This window comes from Caballeronia sp. BCC1704 (assembly GCF_902833455.1).
Taxonomy (GTDB): domain Bacteria; phylum Pseudomonadota; class Gammaproteobacteria; order Burkholderiales; family Burkholderiaceae; genus Caballeronia.
On the sequence record NZ_CADFFT010000003.1, the window covers coordinates 335,038 to 360,254 of the forward strand.

Below are 25,217 nucleotides of genomic sequence, written 5' to 3' on the forward strand. Positions count from 1 at the left end.
TCAGTTGCACCTTGCCGAGCCCGCATTCCTCGAGCCGGCCACATGCGCGGCCGCAGGCGGCGTGCTGCAAACAAAAGTCGTGGCCGGGGCGGTGCGCACGTCCATCGAATTGACCCAGGCGGAACCGGTCGCCGTCCTGATCTCGTAGAAGCCTCTCGATTTTTGCATGACTCGCCACGGGAAATTCTGCGCCGGTATCTTCGAGCCCGCATCCGCGATCGACGGCCCCTTGTACAACTGCACTTCCGTCTGACTAGCCGAGACAATGTCCGTGCCTTCCGCGTACGCGACCGCTGTTCCGGCGAGAGCGAGCAACGCAACGGCGACATGATGCGAGATCGGATTAGTGTTCATGACATCTCCTTCTCTCCGAGATACCAGTCGATGAGCTTCTTGTTCCATTCGAACCATTCGGCCACCAGCGCGAACAACGTCACATGCACGACCGCCAGGTACGGCACATTGAACACCCAGTGCCCGAGGTAGAGAAGCACGCAGATCATCACGACCGACAGCAGCACTTCCAGCGCTTTCATTCGCGTCAGGAAGACGCCTTCGGCCAGCCTAGCGAGAAAGCGTCTGCGCTTGCGCCCGGGTCGCTGCTTCACCACTTCGGCGTGCAACTGAAGCGTCACGCGCTGCTCGCTCTCGTGATCGTTCGAATCCGACGCGCGCGTGGTCGCGACGATTGTTTCGTCGATCTCGATGCGCTCGGTTTGCCGCGCGTCCCGGTAACCGTCCTTCATCGGCTCGATCAGGCGCTCCTTGAAGAGTGCAAGCAACAACACGCAGACTCCGCCGATGACGAGTAGCAGCAGGGCGCGCGCGTGCGGGCCATCAGCCTCCAGTTCATGAAGCTCGATAGCCTTCGTATAGTCGGGGCCGCGCGTGATCAGGTTGTCGAGCGCCATCGCGTGGAGATAGACGCCAGGCACGCGATCCTGAATCGGCGACACGACCACGTCGTTCGAATATCCGAATGCGCTGCCGATCATCACCACCTTGTCCTTCAGCAGCCACTCCAGGCGATTGCTTTGCGACTCGTTCGGATAGCTCATCTCGCGCACATAGAGCGTGTGATGAAACACGCACACGGGGCGTCCGTGCTTCGCGGCGAGCGCGTGCCACACAGCGCCGATGACGAGCGGCGTTGCCTGCTGGCTCTCGTTGCAATACAGATCGTAGTTTTCCTTGAAGACGTCGGAGGCAGGATCGGGATAGTGACCGTTTTCGCCATCGTTATCCTTGTGGGCAGCCTCGCGCCGGCCGTTGCCGTTCAAGACCGTCCATTCGATGCCGTCGCGCACGGGATAAAGACCCCACGTGAGCGCGAGTTCTTCCTTTGGGTCTTCGATTTGGTGATGCAGCGCGTCCTCGTAGATGGCTAGCGCCGCGCTGCGCGCATGCTTCGAATCGCGCGCGACCATTGGATAGGTCCATACGACATGATCGATGTCGTCGGGGTCGTACTCGACGGCTACCTTGGTGGCGAGGCCTTCCAGACCGTCGCGCACGAACAGTTCGCGCTTGTCGTTGAGTCCTGCGGCGAGAAAGACGGGAATATGTTCCGCCTGCATTTGCTTGAGTACGTTTTGCAGTCCCTTCACACTCGCGTCCGTACGCACGGACGAGAAGATCAGGTCGACGAAGATCGCGCTAGGCCGGTATTTCCCGACGTCGGACACGATCTTGGCGTAGAAGTCGTAAGAGGGCGGCCAACTTTCATGGTTGTCGTCGATCACCTTGTCATCAACGAGCACGACCGTGATGTCGTCGTTGCGCGCATCGGGCTTATAGAACGCGCCCACGAACGGCGCGACGACGCGCGCCGCCTTACGAGTGGCGAACTCCTCGCCGAAGACGTTCGGGATGACGATCGCGACGATCGCTCCAATAACGCACGCGCCGATGGCGCGCAGCAGCGTCTCCCGGAAGGGGGGATGTGCCTTGTGGGACTTCTTTGTAGGTCCACTCTCAGCCACGAGGAGCCTCGGGAGACAATGCCGCGAAGGAAGGGCATAATGAGTTTAGTAAAGGAACCCTGAGTCGCCAGCAGTTTTTTTGTTGATGCCGGTGCTCGAAACGCGTGCGCAGGTAGAAGCTTCTTTCAGCAGACGATTGCGTGGCCGTTCGATATGCGGCGCGCACGCACGTTCGGATTGCTTCGTTATCCGGAAGAAAGCGCGGTGAGCAAGGCGTGGGAGGATCCGGCATCGGCTTTCGCGCTGAACCGTCGCCATGGTGCCTTCGTTTCGTTACGCGTCGCGGGTGTCGTCAACGTGCTGTGCCCGATGGCGGCGTGCCGACTCGTGCTTCCGCGCTACGGCGTGTCCGGCGCGCTGCTCGCATCGATGGCGGCGCTCCTTCTCGGCTCACCACCGATCTCGCGCGCTTTCGACATTTCGATGCGTTGCGCAGTCGTGCTCCCGGGACTCGCCATGTCATCGACGCTGCTCGTCGCAGCAGCCCACGCAACGGCTTCTCAACGTGCGCGCGTCGCTCGCGAGCGGTGCCATCGGCACGATGTTCTCTCGTTTCGCTGATGTGGCGGCGATCCGCCGTCCTCAACCTCGTCCGCTCGACGCTCTCCCGCGAACGGTGAAGGACACGCTGGCGCGTCGTCATCGACATGGCGCGCAGGGCTGGCCTGAACGTGCGCGAGCTTGCGCGCCGTGTCGGCGGCTATTCGGGCTTGCAGATGGTCGGAACCCCGACGGATATCGCCGGCGAGATGGAGCAATGGCTCGACGAGGACGGCAGCGACGACTTCAACGTGATGTTTCCGCTCTTGCCGGCGAGCCTCGATTATTTCCTCGCGAAGGTCGTGCCGGAAACTGCAGCGGCGCGGCATCTTCAGGCAGGCATACGAAGGCGCGACACTGCGCGAGCATCTGAGTCTGCAGAGACCGCGCAATCGCTTCTTCGCAAGGGCGATGTGTCGCGTTGAATGGAGCGTGAAGCGATGCGCGAGCGGCCTACGCTTATGACCTCAAGGAACGATTGGTTATCTCTATATATTGGATGGCCGGACGCGCGAGCGGCATTAGCATATTCTGCTTCGCCACTTCTCTAGAGGCTCATTCAAACGATGTCCAACTCTCCCCGCTTCGGCGTCTGGGCACTGGTGCATGGCAGCCGCGCGGCGCTACAGGATCCCGACGAGCCTTACGACGCATCGTGGGCGCGCAACAAGGCGCTCGTACTCGAAGCCGAACGCCTCGGCTACGACTCGGTGCTCGTCGCGCAACATACGATCAATCCGCATGATCCTTCACTCGATCAACTCGAGGCATGGACGGCATCGGCGGCGCTGGCTGCGCTCACCTCGCGCATCGAGATCATCACGGCGATCAAGCCTTACCTCTATCATCCGGTCGTGCTCGCAAAGATGGCGCAGCAGATCGAGCACATCAGCGGCGGGCGCTTCGCGATCAATCTCGTGAATGCGTGGAATCGTCCCGAGCTTGAGCGCGCCGGCATCGGTTTCGCCGAGCACGATGAGCGTTACGCGTATGGCCGCGAGTGGATCAGCGTCGTCGATGCCTTGCTGCGCGGCGAAGCACTCACGCATCGCGGCGACCACTTTCATATCAACGATTATCAGTTGCGTCCCGGCGATCCGTTTCGCGCGCGTCCGCGTATCTATGTGGGCGGCGAATCCGAGCCGGCGCGTTCGCTCGTGGCGGCGCATGGCGACGTGTGGTTCATCAACGGACAGCCGCATGACGATGTTGCCGCGCTCATCGCCGATGTCTCCGCGCGTGTGCGTCCAGCTGGGCGCGAGCCCTTGCGCTTCGGCTTATCGGCGTTCGTGATTGCGCGCGAGGCGCACGATGAAGCGCTCGCGCATTTGCAGCATCTCTTCGCACTGGCGGAACTCGACAAGCCACTGCGCGAGCAGCAGAAGGCGAATACCGATCCGAACGCCGTCATGCATCAGACCTTCGCGCGCTCGGCGCGGGTCGGGTCGAATGGCGGGACGGCGGCCGATCTCGTCGGCGACTACGATACCGTTGCCCGGCGCATCGCGGATTTCCATCGCGCGGGCATCGAACTGTTCATGCTGCAGTTCCAGCCGTTCGAGGCGGACATGGCCCGCTTCGCCCACGAAGTTTTGCCGCGCGTGCATCGGCTATTGAGCGCTTGAGCGCTTGAGCGCATGAGCCCGTGCGTGTCCGCACGCGAGCGGACACGCTCCACTGCATCATCAAAAGAACGCGCCCGTGGGCGGCAGTTGTCCGCTCAACAGGTTTTGCCCGAGCAGGCGTTCCTTATAGAGCCGCGGATTGTGCGACGCGATGACCTTGATGTTGCGCCAGTGCCGGTCCAGCGCGCCGATGCGTGAGACGACCGAACCCGAGCCGAGATCGATCAGCCAGCTTGCGATCTGCGGCGCGAGATCGTCGATGACCACCTTGGCTTCCGATGCCGCGAGCGTGGCGTTAAGCGTCGCCTCGTATTCATCGCGCGTGCCGTAAGCGTCCCAAGCGCGCTGCAACGCATCGGCTGCGCGGTCGGCGATTGCTTCGACGCTTGCCGCATACGCGCGAATGCGGCCGAGCAGGGCGAGCAGCACGGATTCGTCCGTGGGATGCGCGGCTTCGCCATGATAGAAGTTCCGTCCTCGCGCACGCAACACGCCGGCGCCGTCCAGCGCCACGCGACGCGCAATGCCGGCGATGCAGTTGGTCAGATAGACCTGATGGAACGTGAAGCCCCACGGCGCGGCTTCGTCGGACTTCGGCGGATCGGCGGGATAAACGTCTGCCGGCGGCACGGTCACGTCGTGAAAGCGCGCCGTCCCCGAGCCTGTAAGACGCTGGCCGAAGCCTTGCCAGTCATCGTCGTTGCTGACGCCTGCGCCGCGTTCCAACACATACTGCACCGTGCGCCCCGCGCGGCTTTCCACCGCAAGGCCGGTGAATGCATCGTTGAAAAGATTGCCAGTTGCGTAGGGCTTCTCGCCGGAGCCGACATAGACATCGCGCGACGCGTCCCATTCCAGCCGGGTCAGTACTTCAGTGGGCCGCGCGCCCGCCGCTGTCACATCGCTTTTGACGAAACTCAGGCCGATGGTTTTCTTCTGCGCAGTGAGTTCGAGCACGCGCGCATGGAACGGATGCTCGCGTCGTCTGAGCGCCGCCTCGACTTGCCACAGATGATTGCGAAACGCGTGCGCGATGTTCGAATCCGCTGCGGCGATGTCGCGTGCAACGATGAACAGATCGCGTAGCGACACGCCATGGCCTCCGGCATCGGAAGGAAGACGCAGCGCGCCGAAGCCGAGCGCCTTGAGCGTCGCGATTTCCTCGTGCGGCAGCCGGTGATCGCGTTCGCGTTCGGCGGCCGTCGCGGCGATATCGTCGATGACTTGCGAGAAGCCGAGTGTTGCGGAAAGCGGCGACACGAGGCGCGGTTTCGAGCTTGTGTGTTGAGTGCGTTCAGTCATGATTGTGCGCGTCCTGGCGTCACACTTTGACGCTGAAATCCGCGACCTTGATGCGCGAATTGATGATTTTGCGTTCCGCGAGCCAGTCGGCCGCGCGCTGGAATTGCGCAATGAACGCGGCGTCGTCGGGCTCGTGAAACTGATTGACGCGCTTGAGGCTCGTCAAGTATTCGCGCACCTGATCCGGATACTTGCCCTCACGTTGAACGAGCAGTTCGGCATCGGCGGAATGCGCGGACTGCCATGCGCCTTCGACGTAGTACGCATCGATCACGGCGCGGATCAGTTCCGAGTTCTCCTCGGTGAACTTGCGGCGCGTCACGAGCGAACTGTAGTCGATCAGGAAATCCAGATCGCGGCCCTCGTTGAAAATGTCGTGCGCATCGTTGGCGAAGCGCGAGATGTCGACGCCCGGCGACCACATGGACCACGCATCGACCTTGCCTTGCGCGAAGGCCGGCGCGGCGTCGGGCGGATTCAGATAGACGAACTGCACTTTGTCCCGATCGACGCGATGCTTTTCCAGCGCCGCGATGAGCAGGAATTCGCCGAGTCCCGAGCGGTTGACGGCGACCTTTCGGCCCGCCAGATCGCTGACGGAACGAATGCCGCTCGACTTCTTCGCGATGATGGCAGTCGAGCGCGGCGAGTAGATATCGAATGCGTTGAAGACGATGGGCGAGCCGGCGAGCATGGCGGCGAGTGCGGGTGTCGTCGATCCCCAGAAGCCGAAGTCCGCGCTGCCGCCGACGACGGCCTGAATCGAGGGCGCGTGGTTCGGAAACGGTCCGACCCATTCCACCTTGATACCTTTGGCAGCGAGCGTCTTCTCGAACACGCCGCGCTGTTTCGCGATGTCCGGCAGGCTGCCGTAGCCCCAGCCGATACGAACCGTATCGGTATTGCGCGTGAGCTTGCGCGGCTCGGCCGCCTGCGCCGGGAACAGGCCGCCGACGGCTGCGCCGGCAAACAAGCCACCCGCCGCGCGCAACAACTGGCGGCGGGTCAGCGAGGAATCGTTCATTCTCTCGGGTCCTTCTTGTCGTGGAAAAGGCGGTCAATGCGAACGGACACCCAGCTCGTCCAGCAGAATGGGCCGCAGCGTTTGCGGCGTGTGCGCCTTCGGCTCAAACGAAGCCGCGATGCGTCCCGCGCGCATGACGAGGATTCTATCGGCGAGGGCGAGGGCTTCGTCGACGTCATGCGTGACGATCAGCACGCCGGGGTGATGAAGCGCGACGAGCTCCTTCACGAGCCCGTGCATCTTGATGCGCGTGAGGGCATCGAGCGCCGCGAATGGCTCGTCGAGCAGCAGCAGCGCGGGATCGTGGATGAGCGCGCGCGCCAGCGCCACACGCTGAGCCTGCCCGCCCGATAGATTGCGCGGCCAGTCGTCCTCGCGGCCTGCGAGTCCGACTTCGGCCAGCGCACGCGCCGCGCCACTGCGACCGATGATGTTCTCATGACCGAGCGACACGTTCTGCCACAGCGTCGCCCACGGAAGAAGGCGATGCTCCTGGAACACGACGGAAGGCCGGGCCGGCGCGCGGATGCTGCCCGCATCGGGCAAATCGAGTCCCGCGAGCGCGCGCAGCAGCGTGGTCTTGCCGCATCCGCTTTCGCCCAGCAGCGCGACGAATTCGCCTTTGCGGATGTCGAGATCGAGGGCTTCGATGACGACGCGGCTGCCGTAGCGCCGCTGGAGACCGCGAACCGACACGGCCAGCGTCGACGCAGCGCTACGCTCGAGAATGACCGACGCGCCTGGCGAGTAATCGCGCGAAAGAGCGGTGCTTTCGGTCACTTGTGTCCTCCCTTGTTGTTGTTCGCGTAGTTCGCATGCCAGGAGAGGAAATGGCTCTCGAGCACCCGCACGAGTGTGTCCGCGGCGACGCCGATGATCGCGTAGATGATCACGGTCAGCACGATCACGTTAGTGTTCAGGAACTCGCGCGCGTCCATCGCGAGAAAGCCGATGCCTTTGGTCGTCGCAAGCGTTTCGGCGATGACCAGGGCGAGCCACGCATGAGCGAGCGCATAGCGCACGCCAGTGAGGATCGAGGGCATCGCTCCGGGAAGAATGATTCGCCGCACGGTCGCGCTTCGACTCATGCCGACGATCTTGGCAAGCTCCATCAGTTTCGGATCGATTTGGCGGATGCCGAGCATCGTGTTGATATAGATCGGGAAGAGGACCGCGAGCGCGACCAGAAAGATTTTCGCGGTCTCGCCGACGCCGAACCACACAATGACGAGCGGGAGCATCGCCAGAAAAGGAATGGCGCGCACCATCTGCACGGAGCGATCAATAATCGCCTGCGCAAGCGGCGAGAAGCCGACCACGACACCCAGAGCCAGCCCGATGATCCCGCCAATGGCGAAGCCCGCCGCCGCGCGCAACAGCGAAATGCCAAGGTGAACGAAGAGTTCGCCGTTCTGCGCCATATTGGCGGCGGTGGCGAGGACGCTGCTCGGTGCGGGAAGAACCTGCGGCGCAATCAGTCCGGCGCGTGCGGCGGCTTCCCAAAGAACCACGACCATCGCCGGTACGAGCCAAGACAGCCACCGGTAAAGGGCGCTTTTGGTTAGGCCCGCGCGAGCGGATCGCGTGGAGAGATAGCGTGCGCGGGGCGAGGTCAGGTCGGCCATTTCATTCCCGTGTCAGTCCATGAAGGATGGAACGCTCCGGCAGGAAGCAGAAGCGCGGCGGTGCGCCGAGTGCCGTCGTCATCGAATACTGAATGGTGTAAAGCAGCCAGTCATTAGAAGACAGCGCGATCAGCAACGGCAAACGATTTATTGTCGTTTGCTTTTTAGCTGTGACGGGATGAGTAATTCACGACACATGATGTCGAAGCCGGCAAACCGTCGCGCGTGAACTGCATCTATAAATCGAAGAATTGCTTGTTTTCGGCGGCGGCTGAGTTGCCGTATCGTCGGCGAGGAAGATCACTCGGGCACGGAGGAAGTCGATGACCCTTCCCGAGGAAACGAGAAGCTCGGTCCACGGAGTCCATAAGGTGCGTTCTCGCACGCTGGCAGCAGCTTGGCCGTGGTTGCCGGCAAGACGCGGGCAGCGGCGGCATCGACGTTATTCGGGGCTGCGAGAAGCGCGCTTCCGGATGCGTTCCTGCTGTGTCTTCTGCATCGCCGAAAAGTTAGGGGCGATCCCGAACCTCGCCAATCCGGCGGTCGACGCGACATCGCTCGTCGTAAGCAGATCTTCGGCCATGAATGGACGGTTGAGCGCGCCGCAGTTTGGATGGACTGGATTCTTTTTCCGTCGTTCAATGACCAATCTCCGGCGGGAATTGTTGACGGCACCGTCTGCGCCCGGCGATAAAGCGTCAGTCGATGCGCGCGCGTCGCTCGGACGTTCCGACGTCGTCTCCCTTTGCGACGCTCGAGGCTGACCGAAGAAGGTTCGTCGCAAGATCAATGTCAATCCCGGGGTAGGACTCGGTGAGACGGGTAAGGCGGGCAAGCATGAAACCCTGCGTCAGCGCGGCGGTGCATTCGGGCGCACCAGGCCTCGAAGGCTGCCGTCTCCATCGCTCGCCCCGGCATGGGCAGGACTGGCTGCCGCTGTCCGACTACCGCAATCAATGTGCTGTGGGTCGTCGAGTGGACCCTTGATCTTGCTCGATGTGCGTCTCTGCAGCGCTCTCTCTTTGAAGCGATGGCATCCCATCGACCCGTCTACGGGGGGCATCTAGCCGCGCACTAGCCGGGCAACCTTCGCCGAGCCGCAAAGTGGGGAGCGCTGCGAGCGCGCCGATCGGCCATGAAGGGACTGTCGAGGTGGCCGTCCGGTTTGGTCGGACTATCCCTCATCGGTCTGGACGTGCTGCGCCTACCCCGGCCCATCGCTCGCCGCTGCGAGCAGCGGCAAGAGCAGATCACTGACCGGCGTGGCGATGCCGCGCGCTCGGCCGCAACGTTGTATGACGCCGTTGCGGCTATCCCACTCGAGCGGCTGGCCGGCTTGCCGGTCTGCAAGGATCGATGTACCGAGGTCAGCCGGTGCGCGCCGGAACCCATCGACGATTTCTCGCATGACTTCATCGTCTAGCGTCGCGCCTTCCGCACGCGCGACTTCGATGCATTCCTTCAGATACGTGAGCGACAGGTGTTCGATATCGGACCGGGAATACATGCCGGCTCGGCGGCCCGTCAGCACCATCAATCCGGCCACTGCGTTCTGAAGTAATTTCCGCCACGCGATGCTGATGAAGTCCTCGGTCACATCCACGGAACAGCGTGTGTTGCGCAACGCCGTTACGACAGTCTGGGCCGCCGGAGTGTCTGGCAACGTGAGTCTCGGCTTCGCACGCAGCCAAACCGAGGCATCGGCTTCGCGCTGAGCCGGAAACCAGACTACCGAAGGCAGCACACGGTCTTGCGATACGTAAGTGGCAAACTGACTCTTCTGTTCCACGCCGTTCTGCAACACGCAAACCACGGTCTCCTCGCCGCACAACGCGGACAACCACGTCGAGGCAGCTTCGATCTGCGTCGTCTTCACCGCGACGAAGACGAGATCGAACGTCGTTTCGATGCACGCAGGGTTTGTCTGCACGGGACCGGGCACGCGGATCTGGCCGCCGTCAAATCGCACGTCCAGGTGGTCGTGTGCGGTGCGGCCGAATAACGCCGGTGTACGTCCGGCTTCGTGAAGCGCGGCGGCAACAGTGGCGCCGATCGCGCCGGGGCCCAGCAACGCAATCGTCGGATTGTCATGCATCTTCATAGGCTTCCTGGTTGTCGAGCGTCGCGCGTACTGGCAATTCACGTCGCGCGTAGATGACGGCGAAGCGCCAGCGCTAACGGGAAGATGGCAAGCGCAGTGGCCGCCGTCGCGATGGTCGCGCCGTACACGCCGATCCGATCGCCCAACAGCCCGTACGCGACCGGAGCAAGTGCTCCTGATGCAATGGTGCCAGTGTAAAAGAGCGCAAACGCCCGCTCGGTGCCGCCCGCCGCAGCGAGTTCGGGCACCGTGCCGTAAAGCACTGATGACGTGCCGTTGAGCATCACGCCGAGCACCGGCAGCAGGATCATCGCGGGCAAGAGCGGCAGCCAGATCATGGCGAGAATCAGCAGCGCGGTGGCGCCTTCAGTTGTGAACACCGTTCCTATGACGCCCACGCGCGCGCCGAGCGCACCACAAGCGAACTTGCCCGCGGCGCCGCCGATAAAAACCAGCGCCAGCGCCGTACTCATCATCTGAGGCGAGATGCCCTTCGAGCGCAGGAGAAAGGGCAGAAACGTGAGCAGCCCCATTCGCACAGCCGTGTCGAGCACGCCAATTCCGAACAGCAGCGAGAAGCCGCTGCGCGACTCCGTCGTGGCTTCCCTGGCCACCGCTTCGTCTCGTGGCGGCTCGATGTTGCGTGCCGAAGGGAGAAAAAGTGCAATGACTAACCCGGTGAGAATGCCGATGGTCGACATCACCAAAAGTGCATGACGCCACGGCATGAACGTGATAAGCAGTGAAATGGCTGCGGGCAGGGTGGACTTGCCGAGATCACCCGCGAAGTTATAGACGCTGAGCGGCGCGCGGGCGTCGCGCCCATATGCACGAGACACAACTCCCGACGCCAGCGGATGCTGCGTGCTCGATCCGCAGCCCGACACCGCGAGCGCGACGCAGAGACCCATCAGAGAACCCGACATGCCCGCGATGGCATAGCCCAGTGCCGCGAGCAGAGTGCCGATGGCGAGAGTCGCGCGCGTGCCCAGGACGCGTGCAAGGCTGCCAGCAGGCACTTGCAGCGTCGCCATGGTGCCCGCGTAGATGCCTCGCAAAAGTGCGAGCGCACCGTAGCCGAGGCCGAAATCCGCCTGCCATACGGGCAACAGCGCGTAGATCATGTCCGTGTAGCCGTCGTGCAACGCGTGTGCCGCGCATGAGATCCATAGAGCCCGCTTGCGGCGCATGGAGCGGGACGGATCGGTGTGTTCGGCTGGGGTCGTCGCCGGCGCGGAGAGGGAGAACAGTCGCATGCAATAAACCAGGGAGCGCGGGTGTAAGTTATGTCGTATAGAACGTCGCAAGGTGTCTGGAGTGTACGGTTGGGGCACCCGCGCAACAACTGACATAAAATTGGCGCTCACGGGAGAAAAAGTCACCGATGAGCACTGAAAAGCCCGCCGCCGCAGATACCGAAACGTTGCCCCCCTTGAATGCCTTGCGGTACTTCGAAGCGGTGGCCCGTCTCGGCAGTTTCGCGGGCGCGGCGAACGAGCTTCACGTGACGCATTGGGCCGTGGGCAAGCGTATCCGCATGCTGGAAGACTGGTTCGGCGTCCCGTTGTTCGAACGTCGTGCGCGCGGCGTTGTGCTGACTGACGAGGGAACGACACTGCTCGTCGATGTCAACGGTGCCTTTGCACGGCTGGGCAGTTCGGTGGGCCGGTTGCGGCAAGAATCGGCCACTCGCCGAATCAAGGGTGTGGTGCGCGTGAATGCGCTGGCTAGTTTCGCGCTGTGCTGGCTCATTCCCCGGCTGGCGGATTTTCAGGCGCTTTACCCCGACGTGGATGTAAGGCTATCGACTACGTCACGCCGGCTCCGCTACGTGAGCGACGCGTTCGACATTGGCGTGCGTTCTGGACCCGAGGACGCTGCGGGCATCAAGTCATCGGTCCTGATGCCCGACCTGCGCTTGCCCGCATGCAGCCCTAAGGCTTTGATCAGCCGTCCGCTCGGCACGATTGCCGATTTGCGCAGCCATACTTGGCTGCATTCAACAACCACTCGCACGGCATGGTCCGAATGGCTGCGTGAGGCGGGGGAACCGGCCATGCAGGGTGCGCGTGATCTTCATTTCGATCACGTGTTCCTGCAATTGGCCGCAGCGACGGAGGGCCTCGGCGTAACCCTGGCGTCTCTGCCTCTTATCGAGCGGGAAATCGCCGCGGGGCGGCTCGTGTGTCCGTTGCAGGGACCCGTTTGGCGCGGTCCAGATTACACGATGGTCGTCAATGTCGATCGTGCAGAGGACGAAGCCGTCAAGGTTTTCGGCAAGTGGATCACGACTGAGGCCCAAGCGAGTTGCCGATCGAGCATGAAGTCCTCCTAGCGCACGGCGGCCCCTCCGCCAATTTTTTTGCGCCCCTAGTCGGCATGAAGGCGTGTACGCAACCATGTTTGGCCTTGAGATGCCCCTATACAAAGTCTGTGTCGGTGCGAAAAGATGCTGACGGGAAGATCATCGAACGTATCCAAACGGAGTCGGTGACGCAGCCGAACCAGAGCGGCTGGCCCATCAAACTCGAGCATCTGAAGGGCGTTCAGTCCTGACGATGACGCTTCCGCCGGCGCAACGGCGGAACGCCACACTCAATCCCGAACGATTTCTGTTCGACCTTCTGTCTTGTTTCCCGCGTTTGCTAAGTTGGCAAGACAGAGGCTGCAAGCGATTGAACGAACGAAACATCATTCGCAGTACAAAGTGATTCAACACTGTGCCGAAGCCGGTGCAACTGTGAGCCGCAGGCAGGGCAACGGCTCAGTGATTCGGGCGCAGGGCGTCCGAGGTGGGCGAAGCAGAATGCAGCGAGCTGTACCAGTCCCGATGCATCAATTCAGTTTCGAAAGAGCCAGGCTCGACACGTCTGGCTCCGGCTCTTCGATCCGCCGGCGCACCACGAACATGTAGACGAGCGCGGCGCCGAACGCGACACCCGCGCTGATGAGAAACGCATTGACGAACGAGTGAGTCGTGTCGACGACGACGCCCGTCACGAACGGCGCGAACGAGCCGCCGAAATAGCCGCCGAAGTTCTGAATGCTTGCGAGCGACGCGACCATGTGCCGTGGCGCGGCAACCGTTGCAAGCGCCCAGCATGCGCCGCTCGCCATGTTCACGAAGAACATGGCGGCGCACAGGTAGATCATTGCCAACGTCAGATTCGGCGTGAACGCTGCGGGAACGGTGAAGAGGGCGGCGCCGACAAGTCCCACGCAAATCGGCCACTTGCGGCTGCGCATGGGCGCCATGCCGCGCGCCATCAGTCCGTCGGCGACGAAGCCGCTCGACAGCATTCCAAGCGTGCCGAACAGGTATGGAATCGAAACGAGCCATCCGGTGTTCGCGATCGACAGATGCCGCTCATGTTCCAGATACGCGGGCAGCCAGGTCAGATACAACCAAACCATGTAAATCACGCCCATGTTGCCGAAAATCATGCCCCACGTCGTCGCCTTGCTGAAGAGGCTGCGCCATTCGAGCATCGTCATGCGGCGCTCCGCTCGTTCGCCGCTTTCGCCGTCGGTGAGATAGGCGAGTTCGCGTGCGTCGAGCGGCATCGAGCGGCGGTCGCGATAGAGCAGATACCAGCCGATCGACACGACGATGCCGAGCACACCCATGATGACGAACATGGCGCGCCAGCCGAATACGAGCAGCAGCACGGTCAGTACCGGAGGAGCGAGTGCGGGACCGATGGTGGACGAAGTGATGAAGATGCCCGTCGGCCTGCCGCGCTCATGGACGCCGAACCATTCGCTCACGACCTTTGCGCCCGCCGGAAAATTCGGCGACTCGCCGAGGCCGAGCGCCACGCGCGCGACAAGAAATTGCGTCAGGTTCGACACGAGTCCGCCGCACAACTGGGCGGTGGACCACACGAACATGCCGACGCCGAGCATGATCCGTGCGCCGAAGCGGTCCAGCAATACGCCGATAGGCAACTGCGCGAAGGCATAGGCGAAGGAAAACGCGGAGAGCAGCAATCCCATCTGGGAAGCAGACAAGCCCAGTTCCGTACTCACCGAATGATTGGCGATCGAGAGCGTGCTGCGGTCGAGATAATTGACGATGCCCGCGATCGTCAGCAATGCAATCGCCATGACCTGGATGCGCTTCAGGCGTGTCGACTTCTCCTGCATGGTGTCTCCTCCAGAGTTTCGTTGTGAGGCCGGGCGACGCCGCGGCCGTTATCGCTTGTTCGGAAGGGCAGGCGGTCAGCCGGCTGCCATCAGCGCGGCCGAACCCTGTCGATCACGGCACGCGAATACGGGCCGAGCACGGGTCCGTCGCCCGCCACGGTCGTGCGGCGAAAGACGCGGCGATACTTGCTCATGTCGTAGGCTTCCGCCTTGTGCAGCATGGTGCGGTTGTCCCATACGACGAGGTCGCCCTTTTCCCACTCGTGGAAATATGTGAACTGCGGCTGCGAGATGTGCTCGACGAGCTTGCGATGCAGCGCGCGGGCTTCGTCCAGTGGCAGACCGCTGATCTCGGTGCCGGCGTTGGCCGTGAGGTACAGCGAGCGCTCGTAGTCGCGATCGGGATGCACGCGCACGAGCGGGTGACTCACGGGCGGAACCGCTTCCTTCTCGAATCTCGTAAGAGGCGGAAGTTCGGGAAAAAGGCGCCGGCCGAATTCGTACGTATGCACCATGTGCAGCGGCTCGATTTCGTCCTTGAGATCGTCCGGCAACGCGGCGTAAGCCGCGATCATGTTGGAGAAGCCAGTGCGCCCGCCCGGTGCGCCCTTCGGCATTACTTCGATTCCGTAGAGTAGGGAAACATACGCCGGCACGTAACGATACGAGCTGTCCGTATGCCAGCGTGCGTTCACCTTCTGGAAAATCACGCGGAAATCGGTTTCCGGCAGGCTTTGACCGTCTGCGGACACGTTCGCCACGTGATAGACGGTTGGCGCCGATACGGTCTTGTCTTCCTCCGGGAAGTCTTCAAGCGGACCCCACAGCTTCGAGAATTCGATCTGCTGCGCTTCCGTGAGCGACTGCCTGCGAAAGCACAGCACGCCGTACGTCGCGATGGCTCGCTTCATCTCTGCGATGGTCTCGGGAAGTATCGGCTGCGCGAGATCGAGGCCGGTCACTTCCGCGCCCAGCGCGTCTGCCAGCGGCGTCATGACGTAATCGGTATTGAGTTCCGCTTGCTCCATCGTCTTCGCTCCTTGGAAAAGTTTCGGTTCCCTTCTGGTATGTGGCTGGCATGCCAGACACAAGGCGATGGTAAGGTGCTTGTTGCGCGGCCTGCAACTGCGAGGAAACCCTAGCTGCGACGCAAGCTTGGGCGGAAGCGGGGCGGGCGGTCAGTCAAGCGTCAGCGGATGCGGGAGCGTCGACTGCGCGAAGGTGGTGAGATAGTCGATGAGGCGGTTGGAGGCATGCCCGGCGCGCGCCGGATCGCCCGATGCGATCGCCTCGACGAGGTGGCAGTGGACCGGACCGATCTCTCCGAGCGGATTGTGCTGGTCGTGGTGATAGAACCAGAAGCGGCGGGAGACGGTATGCAGCGTCGAGGCGAGCGCGGCCGCCGTGGCGTTGCGCGCGGCCTTCGACAGCAACTGGTTGAGTTCGGCGTCGAGCCGGAGGAATTCGCGCGTGTCGCCATCGGCGACGGACTTCTCCGTGCGCTCGAAGTTGGCCGCGAACGCTTTGCGCTCCAGCGCGTTGGACCGCCTCGCCGCCGCCGAACTGAGCAGCCGGTCGAGCTCGCGCCGCGTCTCGAGCACTTCGAACTGGCGGCGCACGTCGATGGTCGTGACGACCACGCCGCGACGGGGAATGATCTCCACGAGGTATTCACGCGCGAGCCGTTGCAGTGCCTCGCGTATCGGCGTGGTGCCGATGCCGAGTTGCCGGCTCAGAATAGCTTCCGATACGAGCGTGCCCGGCGCCAGTTCCAGCGTCACGATCATTTCTTCCAGACGCCGATAGGCTTCCTGGTTGAGCGTGGTCGCGGACCCTTGCCCTGGTGCCGTGGTCGCTGGGGTGCCTCTGACGTCCTTCAGGCGCTGCACGTGACGGTCTCCGGATGCCGTATTGAGCCAAGCTGGCAATATACCGCTTATTCGCGCGTCCCGGTCCACGGTGCGGCGCTGCGCTCATCACCGCTCACGACTGGCTCGCCCCGATCAGCGATATGCGCCCGCGCCGAGCTCGCCGGGCCCGAACCTCAACAGACGCAAAAATTCGGGCCCGAGTTCGTCGAGACGGTTCACGCCGAGGAGTCCCATGTCCGCGTGAATCTCGGCCTTCACGAGGCCGATGGCGTGCTCGACGCCGGCTTGCCCGCCCACGCACGCCGCGTAGTTCATCGGCCGCCCGATGAAAGCGCAGGTCGCGCCTAGAGCGACAGCCTTCAATACGTCCGTGCCGCGTCGAAAGCCGCTGTCGATCATGAGCGGCATGTCAGGGCAGGCTTCGGCGATGGGAGCCAGCATGCGCATCGGCGAAACGGATCCGTCGAGCTGCCGGCCGCCATGGTTGGACACGATGATGCCGTCCGCTCCGAGGTTTCGGGCAGTCGCGGCATCGTCCGGATGCAGGATGCCTTTGATTACCAGCGGCCCGCTCCAGCGCGCGCGAATTTCGCGGATCGCGTCCCAGTCCAGATGCTCACGCCCGCTGAAATCCCGGTTCGCGCGACGCGAGAGCAACGGCTCGCCTCGTTGCGCGGAGGCATTCTCGAAGTGCGGCATGCCATGACGAATCAACGTGCGCAGAAACGTGAGGAGCGACCAGTGCGGATGCGTCAGGCCGTCCCGCAATAGCTGAAAGTTCGGCCTGAGGGGCGTCCTGAAGCCGTTGCGCAGGTTGTTCTCCCGGTTCGGCACGACCGACGAGTCCACCGTGACGACCAGCGTCGCCACGTTGGCGGCGCTGATTCTTTCCACCAGCGCGCGCATTTCTTCGAGCGTTCTCGGCATGTAGACCTGAAACCATGTGCCCGGCGCGGCCTCGACGACTTCTTCGAGCCGCACGAGCGATGCCGCGCTGAGAATCATGGGGACGCCGCATGCGCGCGCGGCCTGCGCCTGGGCGAGGTCGCCGCGATAGCCCGTCAACGAACTGATGCCCATCGGCGCGATGCCGACCGGCGACTCGTAGCGTACGCCGAAGAGCTCGATCGACTGGCTCCGCTGCGACACGTTGCGCAATACCCGCGGCACGAAGCCGAGCTCGTTGAACGCCGCGCGGTTGTCCGCGAGGGACGCATTGTCTTCCGTCGCGCCCGCGACGTAGCCGAAGAGAGGGCGGGGCAGCTTGCGCCTCGCGGCCGCTTCGAAATCGGCGAGCGACAGGAAGCCGCGCAGTTGCCGGGAGACGCTTGTGGATTGCCTGGTTGTGATCATGCCGCGCAACGACCTTTCGTTTTTTTTCAATCGTCGCGCGCTCGTCGCTTGAGAACACGACGAGCGCGCGGACCGTTTCCATGCGCCCAAAAAGGGCAGGCTTGTGAGCGAACTTAGCGCGTGGCCGTGACCGCATCGTTGCCTTCGCGTCCCGCGAGACCGAGACGGAACCACACGGCGAGCGCCCCGCTTCCGAGCAACAGCAGGCTGACGGCCGGCACGAGCATCGGCGCCGAGGTGCTGTGCATGACCTTTCCGACCCACGGCATGATGTTTTGCGCGAGGAACCCTCCGACACTCGACCCCGCGGCAATGACCGCGAGCGCCGCCGCGCCGCCCGCGCCCTTCATGAACGATGTCGGCAGTAGCCGCGGCGGCAACGCCCAGAAGCACGGGATCATCAGATACAGGCACGGCGCGCCGGCCGAAAGCGCCGCGAAACGCACCGCATTCGAAAACGGCCCGACGCTCGCGATAAAGCACAGAATGCCGAGGAACGCCGCAGCTAACGCGGCCATCAGCACGGTGCGAGGCGTACGCAAGCGGCGCGGCAGCCACAGCAGCATCAGTGATGTCAGGAACCACGGAATCATGTTGAGCATGCCGTTGACACTGCTCGACACGCCAAAGCCCCGGACCAGCGTAGGGAGCCAGTAGGCAATACCGTAAATCGCAATCGAGATCGTGCCATAGCCGATCGAAAAGAGCGCCACGGTGAAGAGCGAGCTGAACGACCACGCGCCGCCCGTCGCCTGAACCGGCGCTGGATCACGCCGCAGACTGTCCTCTATGACCTCCTTCTCACGCTCGGAGAGAAAGGGCGCCGAGCGCGGATTGTCCGGCAGAAAGTACAACGAAACGAAGGTGAGCAAGACGGCCGGCGTGCCTGTCGTGAGAAACACCCACTGCCAGCCTTCGAGGCCGAGCGCACCGTGCAGTTCGAGCGAGAAGCCGCCGATGAGCGAGCCGAGCATGTTGCCCATGCTGCTGCCGAGCGTGAGCAATCCGATGATGCCGGTGCGCTGGCGCTCGGGAAACCACATGCCGAGGTAAAGAATGATGCCGGGATACAGTCCCGCTTCGGCCGCGCCCAACAGGAAGCGCAGCACCTGAAACGCGGTTTCGGACGGCGTCCACGCGAGCAGCAGCGTCGCGACGCCCCACGTGAACATGATGCGCGATATCCAGCGGCGCGCGCCATAGCGATGCATCGCCAGGTTGCTCGGCACCTCGCACAGCAGATAGCCGATGAAGAACAGCGAAGAGGCGAACCCGTACGATGCCTCGCTCATATGCAGACTCGTGAGCATCTGCAGCTTGGCGAAGCCGATGTTCGCGCGGTCGATATAGGCGGTTAGAAAGATCGCGATGAGAAGCGGCACGAGCCGCCACGCCACGCGCGTGAAAAGTTGAGCTTCCACACTACGGTTTGTCACTAGGGTCTCCATGCCCGGCGGCATTCTGCGCTCGCCGACGTTGAGCGGACCGCTCGAATAGCCGACGCCTATCGACCAGATCTGATTCGTGCCGACACTGCCGGGCACGCCGCCGAAGCTATACAGCCCTTCGGCCGAGAAGCCGTTCAGATTGACCGTGCGGTACTTGACCGCATTGTTCACGCGGTTCGCGTTGTTGAGATTGTCGAGGTCCGCCGGATGCGCGCCGATGCTTCCCGAGAACATCGCGCTCGGCATCAGCGCGTGCACATAGTCGACGACCGGGTCGTACTGGCGGCCCAGCATGACGGATCCGGCGTTCGTCGAGAGTCCGACATACGCCTGGCGACCGAATTCGCGCGACCCCTGGCCCATCCGCCCGTTGCTTACGTCGAAACCGTTCTCCAGCACCACGATCGCTTTCAGGCCGCCGCCCATGTCTTCCACGCCGCGCAGCCCCCAGCGGCTGCCGCTCAGGATGCCGCTCGACAAACTGAACAGGTTGTGACCGTTACCGGGGCTCGTCTGCACGTTGCTCGTATAGTTCACGCCCTCGTCGAGGATGCCGTATAGCGTCAGGCTGCCTTGCGCATTCGCCTTGTCGGCAGCCGTCAACGCGCACGCGGCGGCGAGCCCGGCGAGCGGGAGGTGCTTGAAATATCTTCGGGCCTGGACTTGCTCTTTCACTGAATGTCTCCGGTTGTATTTGGTTCGTATCGGAAGTACGGGTGCAGCGTTTGATAGTCGGAAAATCAGGTTGTCAGACAAAGTACTCGAAGTTTTTACGGCGCTGCTTGAAACGCAGGCGCCGTCACGTCAGTCGTTGCGGGGCAGGTCTATGCCTTGTCGCTTTGCCGCGGCGCGCAAGTGGCGCTCGGCCGAGGCGGCGGCCTCGACACAATCGCCGCGCTCGATGGCGTCGAACAGCTCACCGTGTTCCCGCCAGGCAAAGTCGCCGGCATGGTGCGCCGTCTTTTCCCACTGCGCGCGCCGCGCGATGGCGAGCTGGCTATGCAGGAAATCGTGGAACGCGACGAAGTAGTCGTTTTTGGTCGCCGCCGCGATCGCGCGATGAAAAGCGACGTCCGCCGCCGACGCCGCCTTCGAATCATTGCGCTTCAGCTCCATCTGGCGGATCGCATCGCTCATATGCTTCAGGTCCGCGCGCGTCCGACGCCGCGCCGCCGCAGTGGCTGCCTGCGTCTCTATCCACAGTCGAAACTCGAACAGTTGCGGTAGATCGATGCGGCTACCGTCGTGGCTCGGAAGGCGAAAGACCGTGCCGGAAGGTGTGCCGGAAATGAACGAGCCCGCGCCGCGGCGTGCGACCAGAACGCCATCGGACTTCAATTGGGCGATGGCTTCGCGAACAACCGAGCGGCTGACGTTGAGCCGTTCCGAGAGTTGCTGCTCGGTCGGCAAGCGAGATTCGGCGGGGAAGTTGCCCGCCTGAATCTCCGCGCGGATCGCTCCCACTACTCGCTGCACCAGCGAGTCAGGTCTTTCGAGCTCAAGCATTGCATCGGCGATTAATCAGGTTGTCGGACAATAGCGCGTCTAGCACATCGTGTCAACGCCCAGATCGCCGCCGCGCGGCACGTCTCAGGCGCTCGCCGCGAACACGCTCATCCGCTGCAGGATCCAGTTCAGTAGTTCTTCCGCCGCGCCGGAAAGCGGCCGCCGCGCTTTCACGAGGATGCGCGCTTTCGCCGCTTCGAACAGCGGATGAAGGATGGGCAACGCGACCAGTTCGCCCGCATCGATTTCCCGATACACGGAGAACGCGCCGATCAAAGTCGCACCTTCGCCCCGGGTCACGAACTGGCGCAGCACCTGCAGCGAGTTGGTGACGAGCGTCGGTCGCACCTCGATATTTTCCGTGTAGGCGAGCATTGCGATGACCTGTCCGAGACCGAAGGCCGGCGGCATCAGCGCGAGCGGATACCGCAACATCTCGGCGATGGTGACGGCGCCGCCGCGTTTCGCAAGCGGATGCGCCGCATTGACCAGAAGCACGACAGGCTGCGACGACGTCGCCCGATACACGATGTCGGGATGCGCCGGCGGGTTGTACGCGAGGCCGATGTGCGCGCGGCTCTGAGCGACTTCTTCGAGCACGTCGTTGACGGGCAGTATGTCGACGGCCACATCGAGCTTCGGGTAGTGCATATGGAAGTCACTCAGGACTTCTTCCATGAGGCCGTCGATATAACCCTCGCTGACCGCCAGCCGGATGTGCCCCCGCTGCAGGCCGTGCAACGCCCGCAACCGGTCTTCGAGCTGCTCCTGTTGCGCCTGGCAGCCGCGCCAGTATTCGAGAAGGTGCGCCGCCGCTTCAGTCGGCTTCACGCCGCGCGCCTGTCGCTCGAACAGCGGCGCGCCGACTTCTTCCTCCAGCAAGCGGATTTGCCGCGTGATGACGGATGCAGCCGTGTTGAGGCTGTCCGCCGCCGCGCGAATGGAGCCTTGCGTGAGCACTTCGTGGAAATACCGCAGCCTTCGCTGATTCAGTTCGCGCATTCCGACACCTGTTACAAGCGTTGCCCAGGAGGCAACGATAGCCGACTTCAGTTGCTCTTGCTCGTCGCATTTTGGCTATTAAAGATGATTTCACACACGACCGAAACGTCATCGGAGAACGCCCTTGTCCGCCATTCCCTCCACGCACATCACCGAACTGCACGCGGCGCTGTATCGCAAGCTCGACTGGCGGCTGCTTCCGTTCCTGCTGCTTTGCTATACGTTCGCGTATCTCGACCGGGTCAATATCGGATTCGCGAAACTGCAGATGCAGAGCGATCTCGGCTTCTCCGACGCGGTGTATGGCCTCGGCGCGGGCATCTTCTTTCTCGGCTATGTGCTGTTCGAAGTTCCCAGCAATCTCTTGCTGCCGAAGGTCGGCGCACGCAAGACCATCAGCCGGATCATGATTCTCTGGGGCGTGACCTCGGCGGCGATGCTGTTCGTGCGCAGCGAAACGACCTTCTATGCCATGCGCTTTCTGCTCGGCGTGTTCGAGGCCGGCTTCGCGCCCGGCATGATTTTCTATCTGACGTACTGGTACGGCCGCGCGCGCATGGCACAGGTGATGGCGATCGTGATGCTCGCGGGGCCGATCGGCGGCGCGTTCGGCGGGCCGCTCTCGACGTGGATCATGACGTCGTTCTCCGGCGCGCACGGTCTCGACGGCTGGCAGTGGATGTTCCTCGTCGAAGGCCTGCCGTGCGTGCTGTTCGGGGTGCTTGCGCTGTTCGTGCTCGCCGACCGTCCCGCCGACGCGCGCTGGCTTTCCGACGATGAAAAACGCCTGCTGGCGTCCGATCTCGATACGTCCGGCGGTCATCATTCGTTTGTGCAGGTGGCGCGCGATCCGCGTGTCTATCTGATGGCCGTGCCGTATTTCTGCTTCATCTGCGGCATCTACGCCGTGAGCTTCTGGCTGCCGTCCATCATCAAGGCGGCGGGCGTGAAGGACACGATGCAGATCGGCCTGTATTCCGCGATTCCGTATGCCGCCGCCGCCATCGCGATGATCGTCATCGGGCGCAGTTCCGACCGGCGCGGCGAGCGGCGCTATCACAGCGCGGTTCCGGCTCTCGTCGGCTCTCTGGCGCTCGCGCTCGCCACCTTCTTCGGCGGCGATCTCGCGATATCGCTGAGCTGCATGACCATCGCGACCGCAATGATGTGGTGCGCCTACACGGTGTTCTGGGCGATGCCTTCCGAGCATCTGAAGGGCGACGCCGCTTCGGGCGGAATTGCGCTCATCAACACCATCGGGCTCATCGGCGGTTTTCTCAGCCCGACGATCATCGGCTGGGCGCAAAGCGCGACCGGCAGCCTGCACGCCGGCTTGTACGTGATGGTCGCGCTGCTCGCCATCGGTGCACTCGTGCTGATCGCCATGCGTCCCGCGCGTGCGGCGTGACCTTCGCTCATTCATCGAACAGACAACGAAAACGAGAGGTGTCCATCTTGCCGAGTTCCAGTCCCACCACCCGCACCATTCTCATTGCCGGCTTCCAGCACGAGACGAACACGTTCGCGCCGTCGAAGGCCGCCTACGAAAACTTCGAGCGCGGCGAAGGCTTTCCGCTGATGTGCCGCGGCGACGACGTGCTCGCGCTGCGCGACGTCAACATTCCCGCAGGCGGGTTCATTCGGGCGGCGCAAGCGTCGGGGCACACGCTCGTGCCGGTGATCTGGGCGGGCGCGAGTCCGTCGGCGCACGTCACGCGCGACGCCTTCGAGCGCATCGTGGGCGAAATCGTCGAAGCGGCGCGCACGCGTGACTTCGATGCCGTGTATCTCGATCTGCATGGCGCGATGGTCGCCGAGCATGTCGACGACGGCGAAGGCGAGCTGCTTGCGCGTGTGCGCCAGACGGTCGGGCGCGATGTGCCGATCGTCGCTTCGCTTGATCTGCACGCGAACGTCACGGAGCGCATGTTGCAGAACGCCGATGCGCTCGTCGCATACCGCACGTATCCGCACGTCGATATGGCGGATACCGGCGCGCGCGCGGCCTCGCTGCTCGAACGGCTCCTGGCGGGCGAGACGCTGCATGGCGCGTCACGACGGCTGCCGTTCCTGATTCCGATCAACGGCATGTGCACGTTGCTCGAACCGTCGCGCGGCATGTACGACGCCGTGAACGCGGCGGAGGCGGGCACGGTGGTGTCCGCGTCGTTCGCGCCGGGCTTTCCGGCGGCAGATTTCGCCGAATGCGGACCGGTGATCTGGGCTTACGCGCATTCGGCGGAGGCCGCGCACGCTGCCGTCGAGTCGCTGTATCGCCGCATGCTCGACGACGAGCTCGCCTGGTGCGTGCCGTTCCTCTCGCCCGACGACGCCGTGCGCGAAGCGATGCGCCTGTCGGAAGGCGCGAGCCGTCCGGTCGTCATCGCGGATACGCAGGACAATCCCGGCGCGGGCGGCGACGCCAACACGATGGAGATGCTGCGCGCGCTGGTACGCAATGGCGCGACCGGCGCGGCCTTCGGGCTGATCTACGACCCGGCGGCGGCCGCGGCGGCGCATCGTGCGGGCGTCGGTGCCCGGCTGGAACTGTCGCTGGGCGGGCAATCTAGCGTGCCGGGCGATGCGCCGTTCACGGGTGTGTTCGAGGTGGTATCGCTTTCGGACGGACGTTGCCGGTACGACGGCCCGATGATGAACGGCATGCAGGCCGAGCTCGGCCCGGTGGCCTGTCTGCGTTTCGATGGCGTGCTGATTGCGGTGAGTTCGGGCAAGGCGCAGATGCTGGATCGCAATCTGTATCGCGTCGCAGGCATTCAGCCGGAGGACATGAAGATTCTGGTTAACAAGAGCTCGGTCCATTTTCGTGCGGATTTCGAGCCGATCGCGCAGGCTGTTCTTGTTGCGAAGGCGCCCGGTCCGATGGTGGCCGATCCTGCCGACTTGCCGTGGACGCGTCTTGCGCGAGGCATGCGTACTCGGCCGGGCGGTGAGGCGTTTGGAATGAGCAGCGCGGTTGTGTGAGGACGGCGTCGGCTCGCGTGGGAATGCCCCGCGTGTGATCGGGGCGCGGCACGGAAGTCGTCGGGAGTGAGGGCGGGCTGGTGCCGGGCGGTCAGGAGACGCCAGCAGGCATCAGCGACGCTCGACCACGTCCGTCGCTCGGCGATGGACGCGGAAACGAAAGGTGTCGTGTCGTGTGGAACGCTCAGTTGCACGCCGCCGGGCATCCGCTTTTGCAACAACGTGAGTTGTGCGCGCACGGCCTTCTCGACCGGCAGCGCGTTTGCGCCGCTGGCGAGCATGATGCCCATCGCGGCAGCGGGCTTGCCGTTCAGAGGGTTTACATAATGCAAATTAGCGTAGTTATATGTTGTAGCGGCTATATCCTAATGTCCTATTCAGGCTCGTCAGAAATGTCCGATTTCCGCGCTTGGGCGCGTGCTTGGTCGATGCGTCGTCGAGGGCTCAATCATGAACAGGCGTGAACTGATCAAGGCAAGCATGCGCGAACTGGAGCGGATCAAAGTCATCGAGGCGGTCGCTCGGGGTCGACTGGCTTGTTACCAGGCGCCGAGCGGCTAGATCTGTGGGTGAGGCAGATCAGCCGCTCGTGTCGGCGCTATGAGGCGTGTGGCCCGGCCGGTCTCGTGTCGGGCAAACGCCGCAAGACGAGCGCCACCGTGCAATGTGGGGACCACCTATGGGACAACCCGCAATGGCCAGACCTATTC

At 63.2% G+C, this 25,217-nt stretch carries 21 protein-coding genes and 1 pseudogene; 5 read left to right on the forward strand and 17 right to left on the reverse strand.

Going from position 1 to position 25,217, the window contains the following annotated elements; translation table 11 throughout:
* Both HWX53_RS17140 and HWX53_RS17145 read right to left on the reverse strand, forming a co-directional pair.
* Positions 1 to 354 (reverse strand): hypothetical protein, encoded by a 354-nt coding sequence (locus HWX53_RS17140; protein ID WP_175943002.1) that lies wholly within the window; start codon positions 352 to 354, stop codon positions 1 to 3.
* Positions 351 to 1,982, reverse strand: a complete 1,632-nt coding sequence (locus HWX53_RS17145; protein ID WP_175943004.1) for a CHASE2 domain-containing protein — start codon at positions 1,980 to 1,982, stop codon at positions 351 to 353. Before HWX53_RS17145 ends, HWX53_RS17140 begins: the two co-directional genes overlap by 4 nt.
* A gap of 647 nt (positions 1,983 to 2,629) precedes the next feature.
* Here HWX53_RS17145 and HWX53_RS17150 point away from each other — a divergent pair.
* Together HWX53_RS17150 and HWX53_RS17155 are read left to right on the forward strand one after the other, a co-directional pair.
* Positions 2,630 to 2,947: a hypothetical protein gene (locus HWX53_RS17150; RefSeq protein WP_244140162.1), complete on the forward strand. Its 318-nt coding sequence runs from the start codon at positions 2,630 to 2,632 to the stop codon at positions 2,945 to 2,947.
* 141 nt (positions 2,948 to 3,088) lie between these two features.
* Positions 3,089 to 4,147: an LLM class flavin-dependent oxidoreductase gene (locus HWX53_RS17155; RefSeq protein ID WP_175943006.1), complete on the forward strand. Its 1,059-nt coding sequence runs from the start codon at positions 3,089 to 3,091 to the stop codon at positions 4,145 to 4,147.
* A gap of 60 nt (positions 4,148 to 4,207) precedes the next feature.
* Here HWX53_RS17155 and HWX53_RS17160 read toward each other — a convergent pair whose 3' ends face one another.
* The 7 genes from HWX53_RS17160 to HWX53_RS17185 all read right to left on the reverse strand — a co-directional run bounded on the left by HWX53_RS17160 (position 4,208) and on the right by HWX53_RS17185 (position 11,389).
* A complete protein-coding gene (locus HWX53_RS17160) occupies positions 4,208 to 5,449 on the reverse strand; it encodes an acyl-CoA dehydrogenase family protein (RefSeq protein ID WP_175943007.1) in 1,242 nt (413 codons plus the stop codon).
* A gap of 19 nt (positions 5,450 to 5,468) precedes the next feature.
* Complete coding sequence (locus tag HWX53_RS17165; protein ID WP_175943009.1) at positions 5,469 to 6,473, reverse strand: NrtA/SsuA/CpmA family ABC transporter substrate-binding protein; 1,005 nt, start codon at positions 6,471 to 6,473, stop codon at positions 5,469 to 5,471.
* Positions 6,474 to 6,506: 33 nt separating this feature from the next.
* The gene (locus HWX53_RS17170; protein WP_244140195.1) at positions 6,507 to 7,202 is read right to left on the reverse strand and encodes an ABC transporter ATP-binding protein; all 696 of its coding nucleotides are present in this window, start codon (positions 7,200 to 7,202) and stop codon (positions 6,507 to 6,509) included.
* A gap of 47 nt (positions 7,203 to 7,249) precedes the next feature.
* Positions 7,250 to 8,098 (reverse strand): ABC transporter permease subunit, encoded by an 849-nt coding sequence (locus HWX53_RS17175; protein WP_175943012.1) that lies wholly within the window; start codon positions 8,096 to 8,098, stop codon positions 7,250 to 7,252.
* A gap of 1 nt (position 8,099) precedes the next feature.
* Positions 8,100 to 8,240, reverse strand: coding sequence for a hypothetical protein (locus HWX53_RS27460; protein WP_208454796.1), 141 nt, complete (start codon positions 8,238 to 8,240; stop codon positions 8,100 to 8,102).
* A gap of 1,062 nt (positions 8,241 to 9,302) precedes the next feature.
* Positions 9,303 to 10,199 (reverse strand): oxidoreductase, encoded by an 897-nt coding sequence (locus tag HWX53_RS17180; protein ID WP_175943014.1) that lies wholly within the window; start codon positions 10,197 to 10,199, stop codon positions 9,303 to 9,305.
* Positions 10,200 to 10,237: 38 nt separating this feature from the next.
* The gene (locus HWX53_RS17185) at positions 10,238 to 11,389 is read right to left on the reverse strand and encodes an MFS transporter (protein WP_244140196.1); all 1,152 of its coding nucleotides are present in this window, start codon (positions 11,387 to 11,389) and stop codon (positions 10,238 to 10,240) included.
* A gap of 194 nt (positions 11,390 to 11,583) precedes the next feature.
* On the opposite strand from HWX53_RS17185, the gene HWX53_RS17190 reads away from it, so the two are divergent.
* Positions 11,584 to 12,534 carry a LysR substrate-binding domain-containing protein gene (locus tag HWX53_RS17190; protein ID WP_175943016.1) on the forward strand — a complete coding sequence of 317 codons (951 nt, stop codon included), beginning with the start codon at positions 11,584 to 11,586 and terminating at the stop codon, positions 12,532 to 12,534.
* A gap of 500 nt (positions 12,535 to 13,034) precedes the next feature.
* On the opposite strand, the gene HWX53_RS17195 is transcribed toward HWX53_RS17190, so the two are convergent.
* The 7 genes from HWX53_RS17195 to HWX53_RS17230 form a co-directional block, all read right to left on the reverse strand.
* On the reverse strand, positions 13,035 to 14,345 hold the full coding sequence (locus HWX53_RS17195) for an MFS transporter (RefSeq protein ID WP_175943018.1): 1,311 nt from the start codon (positions 14,343 to 14,345) through the stop codon (positions 13,035 to 13,037).
* Positions 14,346 to 14,434: 89 nt separating this feature from the next.
* Complete coding sequence (locus HWX53_RS17200) at positions 14,435 to 15,373, reverse strand: TauD/TfdA family dioxygenase (RefSeq protein ID WP_175943020.1); 939 nt, start codon at positions 15,371 to 15,373, stop codon at positions 14,435 to 14,437.
* A 150-nt stretch (positions 15,374 to 15,523) separates the two neighbouring features.
* A complete protein-coding gene (locus tag HWX53_RS17205; RefSeq protein WP_175943022.1) occupies positions 15,524 to 16,234 on the reverse strand; it encodes a GntR family transcriptional regulator in 711 nt (236 codons plus the stop codon).
* Positions 16,235 to 16,348: 114 nt separating this feature from the next.
* Entirely contained in the window at positions 16,349 to 17,569 is a 1,221-nt protein-coding gene (locus HWX53_RS17210; RefSeq protein ID WP_175943024.1) for an alpha-hydroxy acid oxidase, read from the reverse strand.
* Between the two features lie 113 nt (positions 17,570 to 17,682).
* Positions 17,683 to 19,692, reverse strand: a complete 2,010-nt coding sequence (locus tag HWX53_RS17215; RefSeq protein ID WP_244140163.1) for an MFS transporter — start codon at positions 19,690 to 19,692, stop codon at positions 17,683 to 17,685.
* Between the two features lie 129 nt (positions 19,693 to 19,821).
* Entirely contained in the window at positions 19,822 to 20,523 is a 702-nt protein-coding gene (locus tag HWX53_RS17225; RefSeq protein ID WP_175943026.1) for a FadR/GntR family transcriptional regulator, read from the reverse strand.
* 84 nt (positions 20,524 to 20,607) lie between these two features.
* Complete coding sequence (locus HWX53_RS17230; RefSeq protein ID WP_175943028.1) at positions 20,608 to 21,525, reverse strand: LysR family transcriptional regulator; 918 nt, start codon at positions 21,523 to 21,525, stop codon at positions 20,608 to 20,610.
* A gap of 124 nt (positions 21,526 to 21,649) precedes the next feature.
* Between HWX53_RS17230 and HWX53_RS17235 the strand changes: the two genes are divergently transcribed.
* Together HWX53_RS17235 and HWX53_RS17240 are read left to right on the forward strand one after the other, a co-directional pair.
* Positions 21,650 to 22,933: an MFS transporter gene (locus HWX53_RS17235; RefSeq protein WP_175943029.1), complete on the forward strand. Its 1,284-nt coding sequence runs from the start codon at positions 21,650 to 21,652 to the stop codon at positions 22,931 to 22,933.
* A 38-nt stretch (positions 22,934 to 22,971) separates the two neighbouring features.
* Positions 22,972 to 24,507: a M81 family metallopeptidase gene (locus tag HWX53_RS17240; protein ID WP_244140164.1), complete on the forward strand. Its 1,536-nt coding sequence runs from the start codon at positions 22,972 to 22,974 to the stop codon at positions 24,505 to 24,507.
* 149 nt (positions 24,508 to 24,656) lie between these two features.
* Here HWX53_RS17240 and HWX53_RS27940 read toward each other — a convergent pair.
* Positions 24,657 to 24,869 (reverse strand): annotated as a pseudogene (locus tag HWX53_RS27940) (efflux RND transporter permease subunit); the annotation flags it as partial.
* Between the last annotated feature and the right edge of the window lie 348 nt (positions 24,870 to 25,217).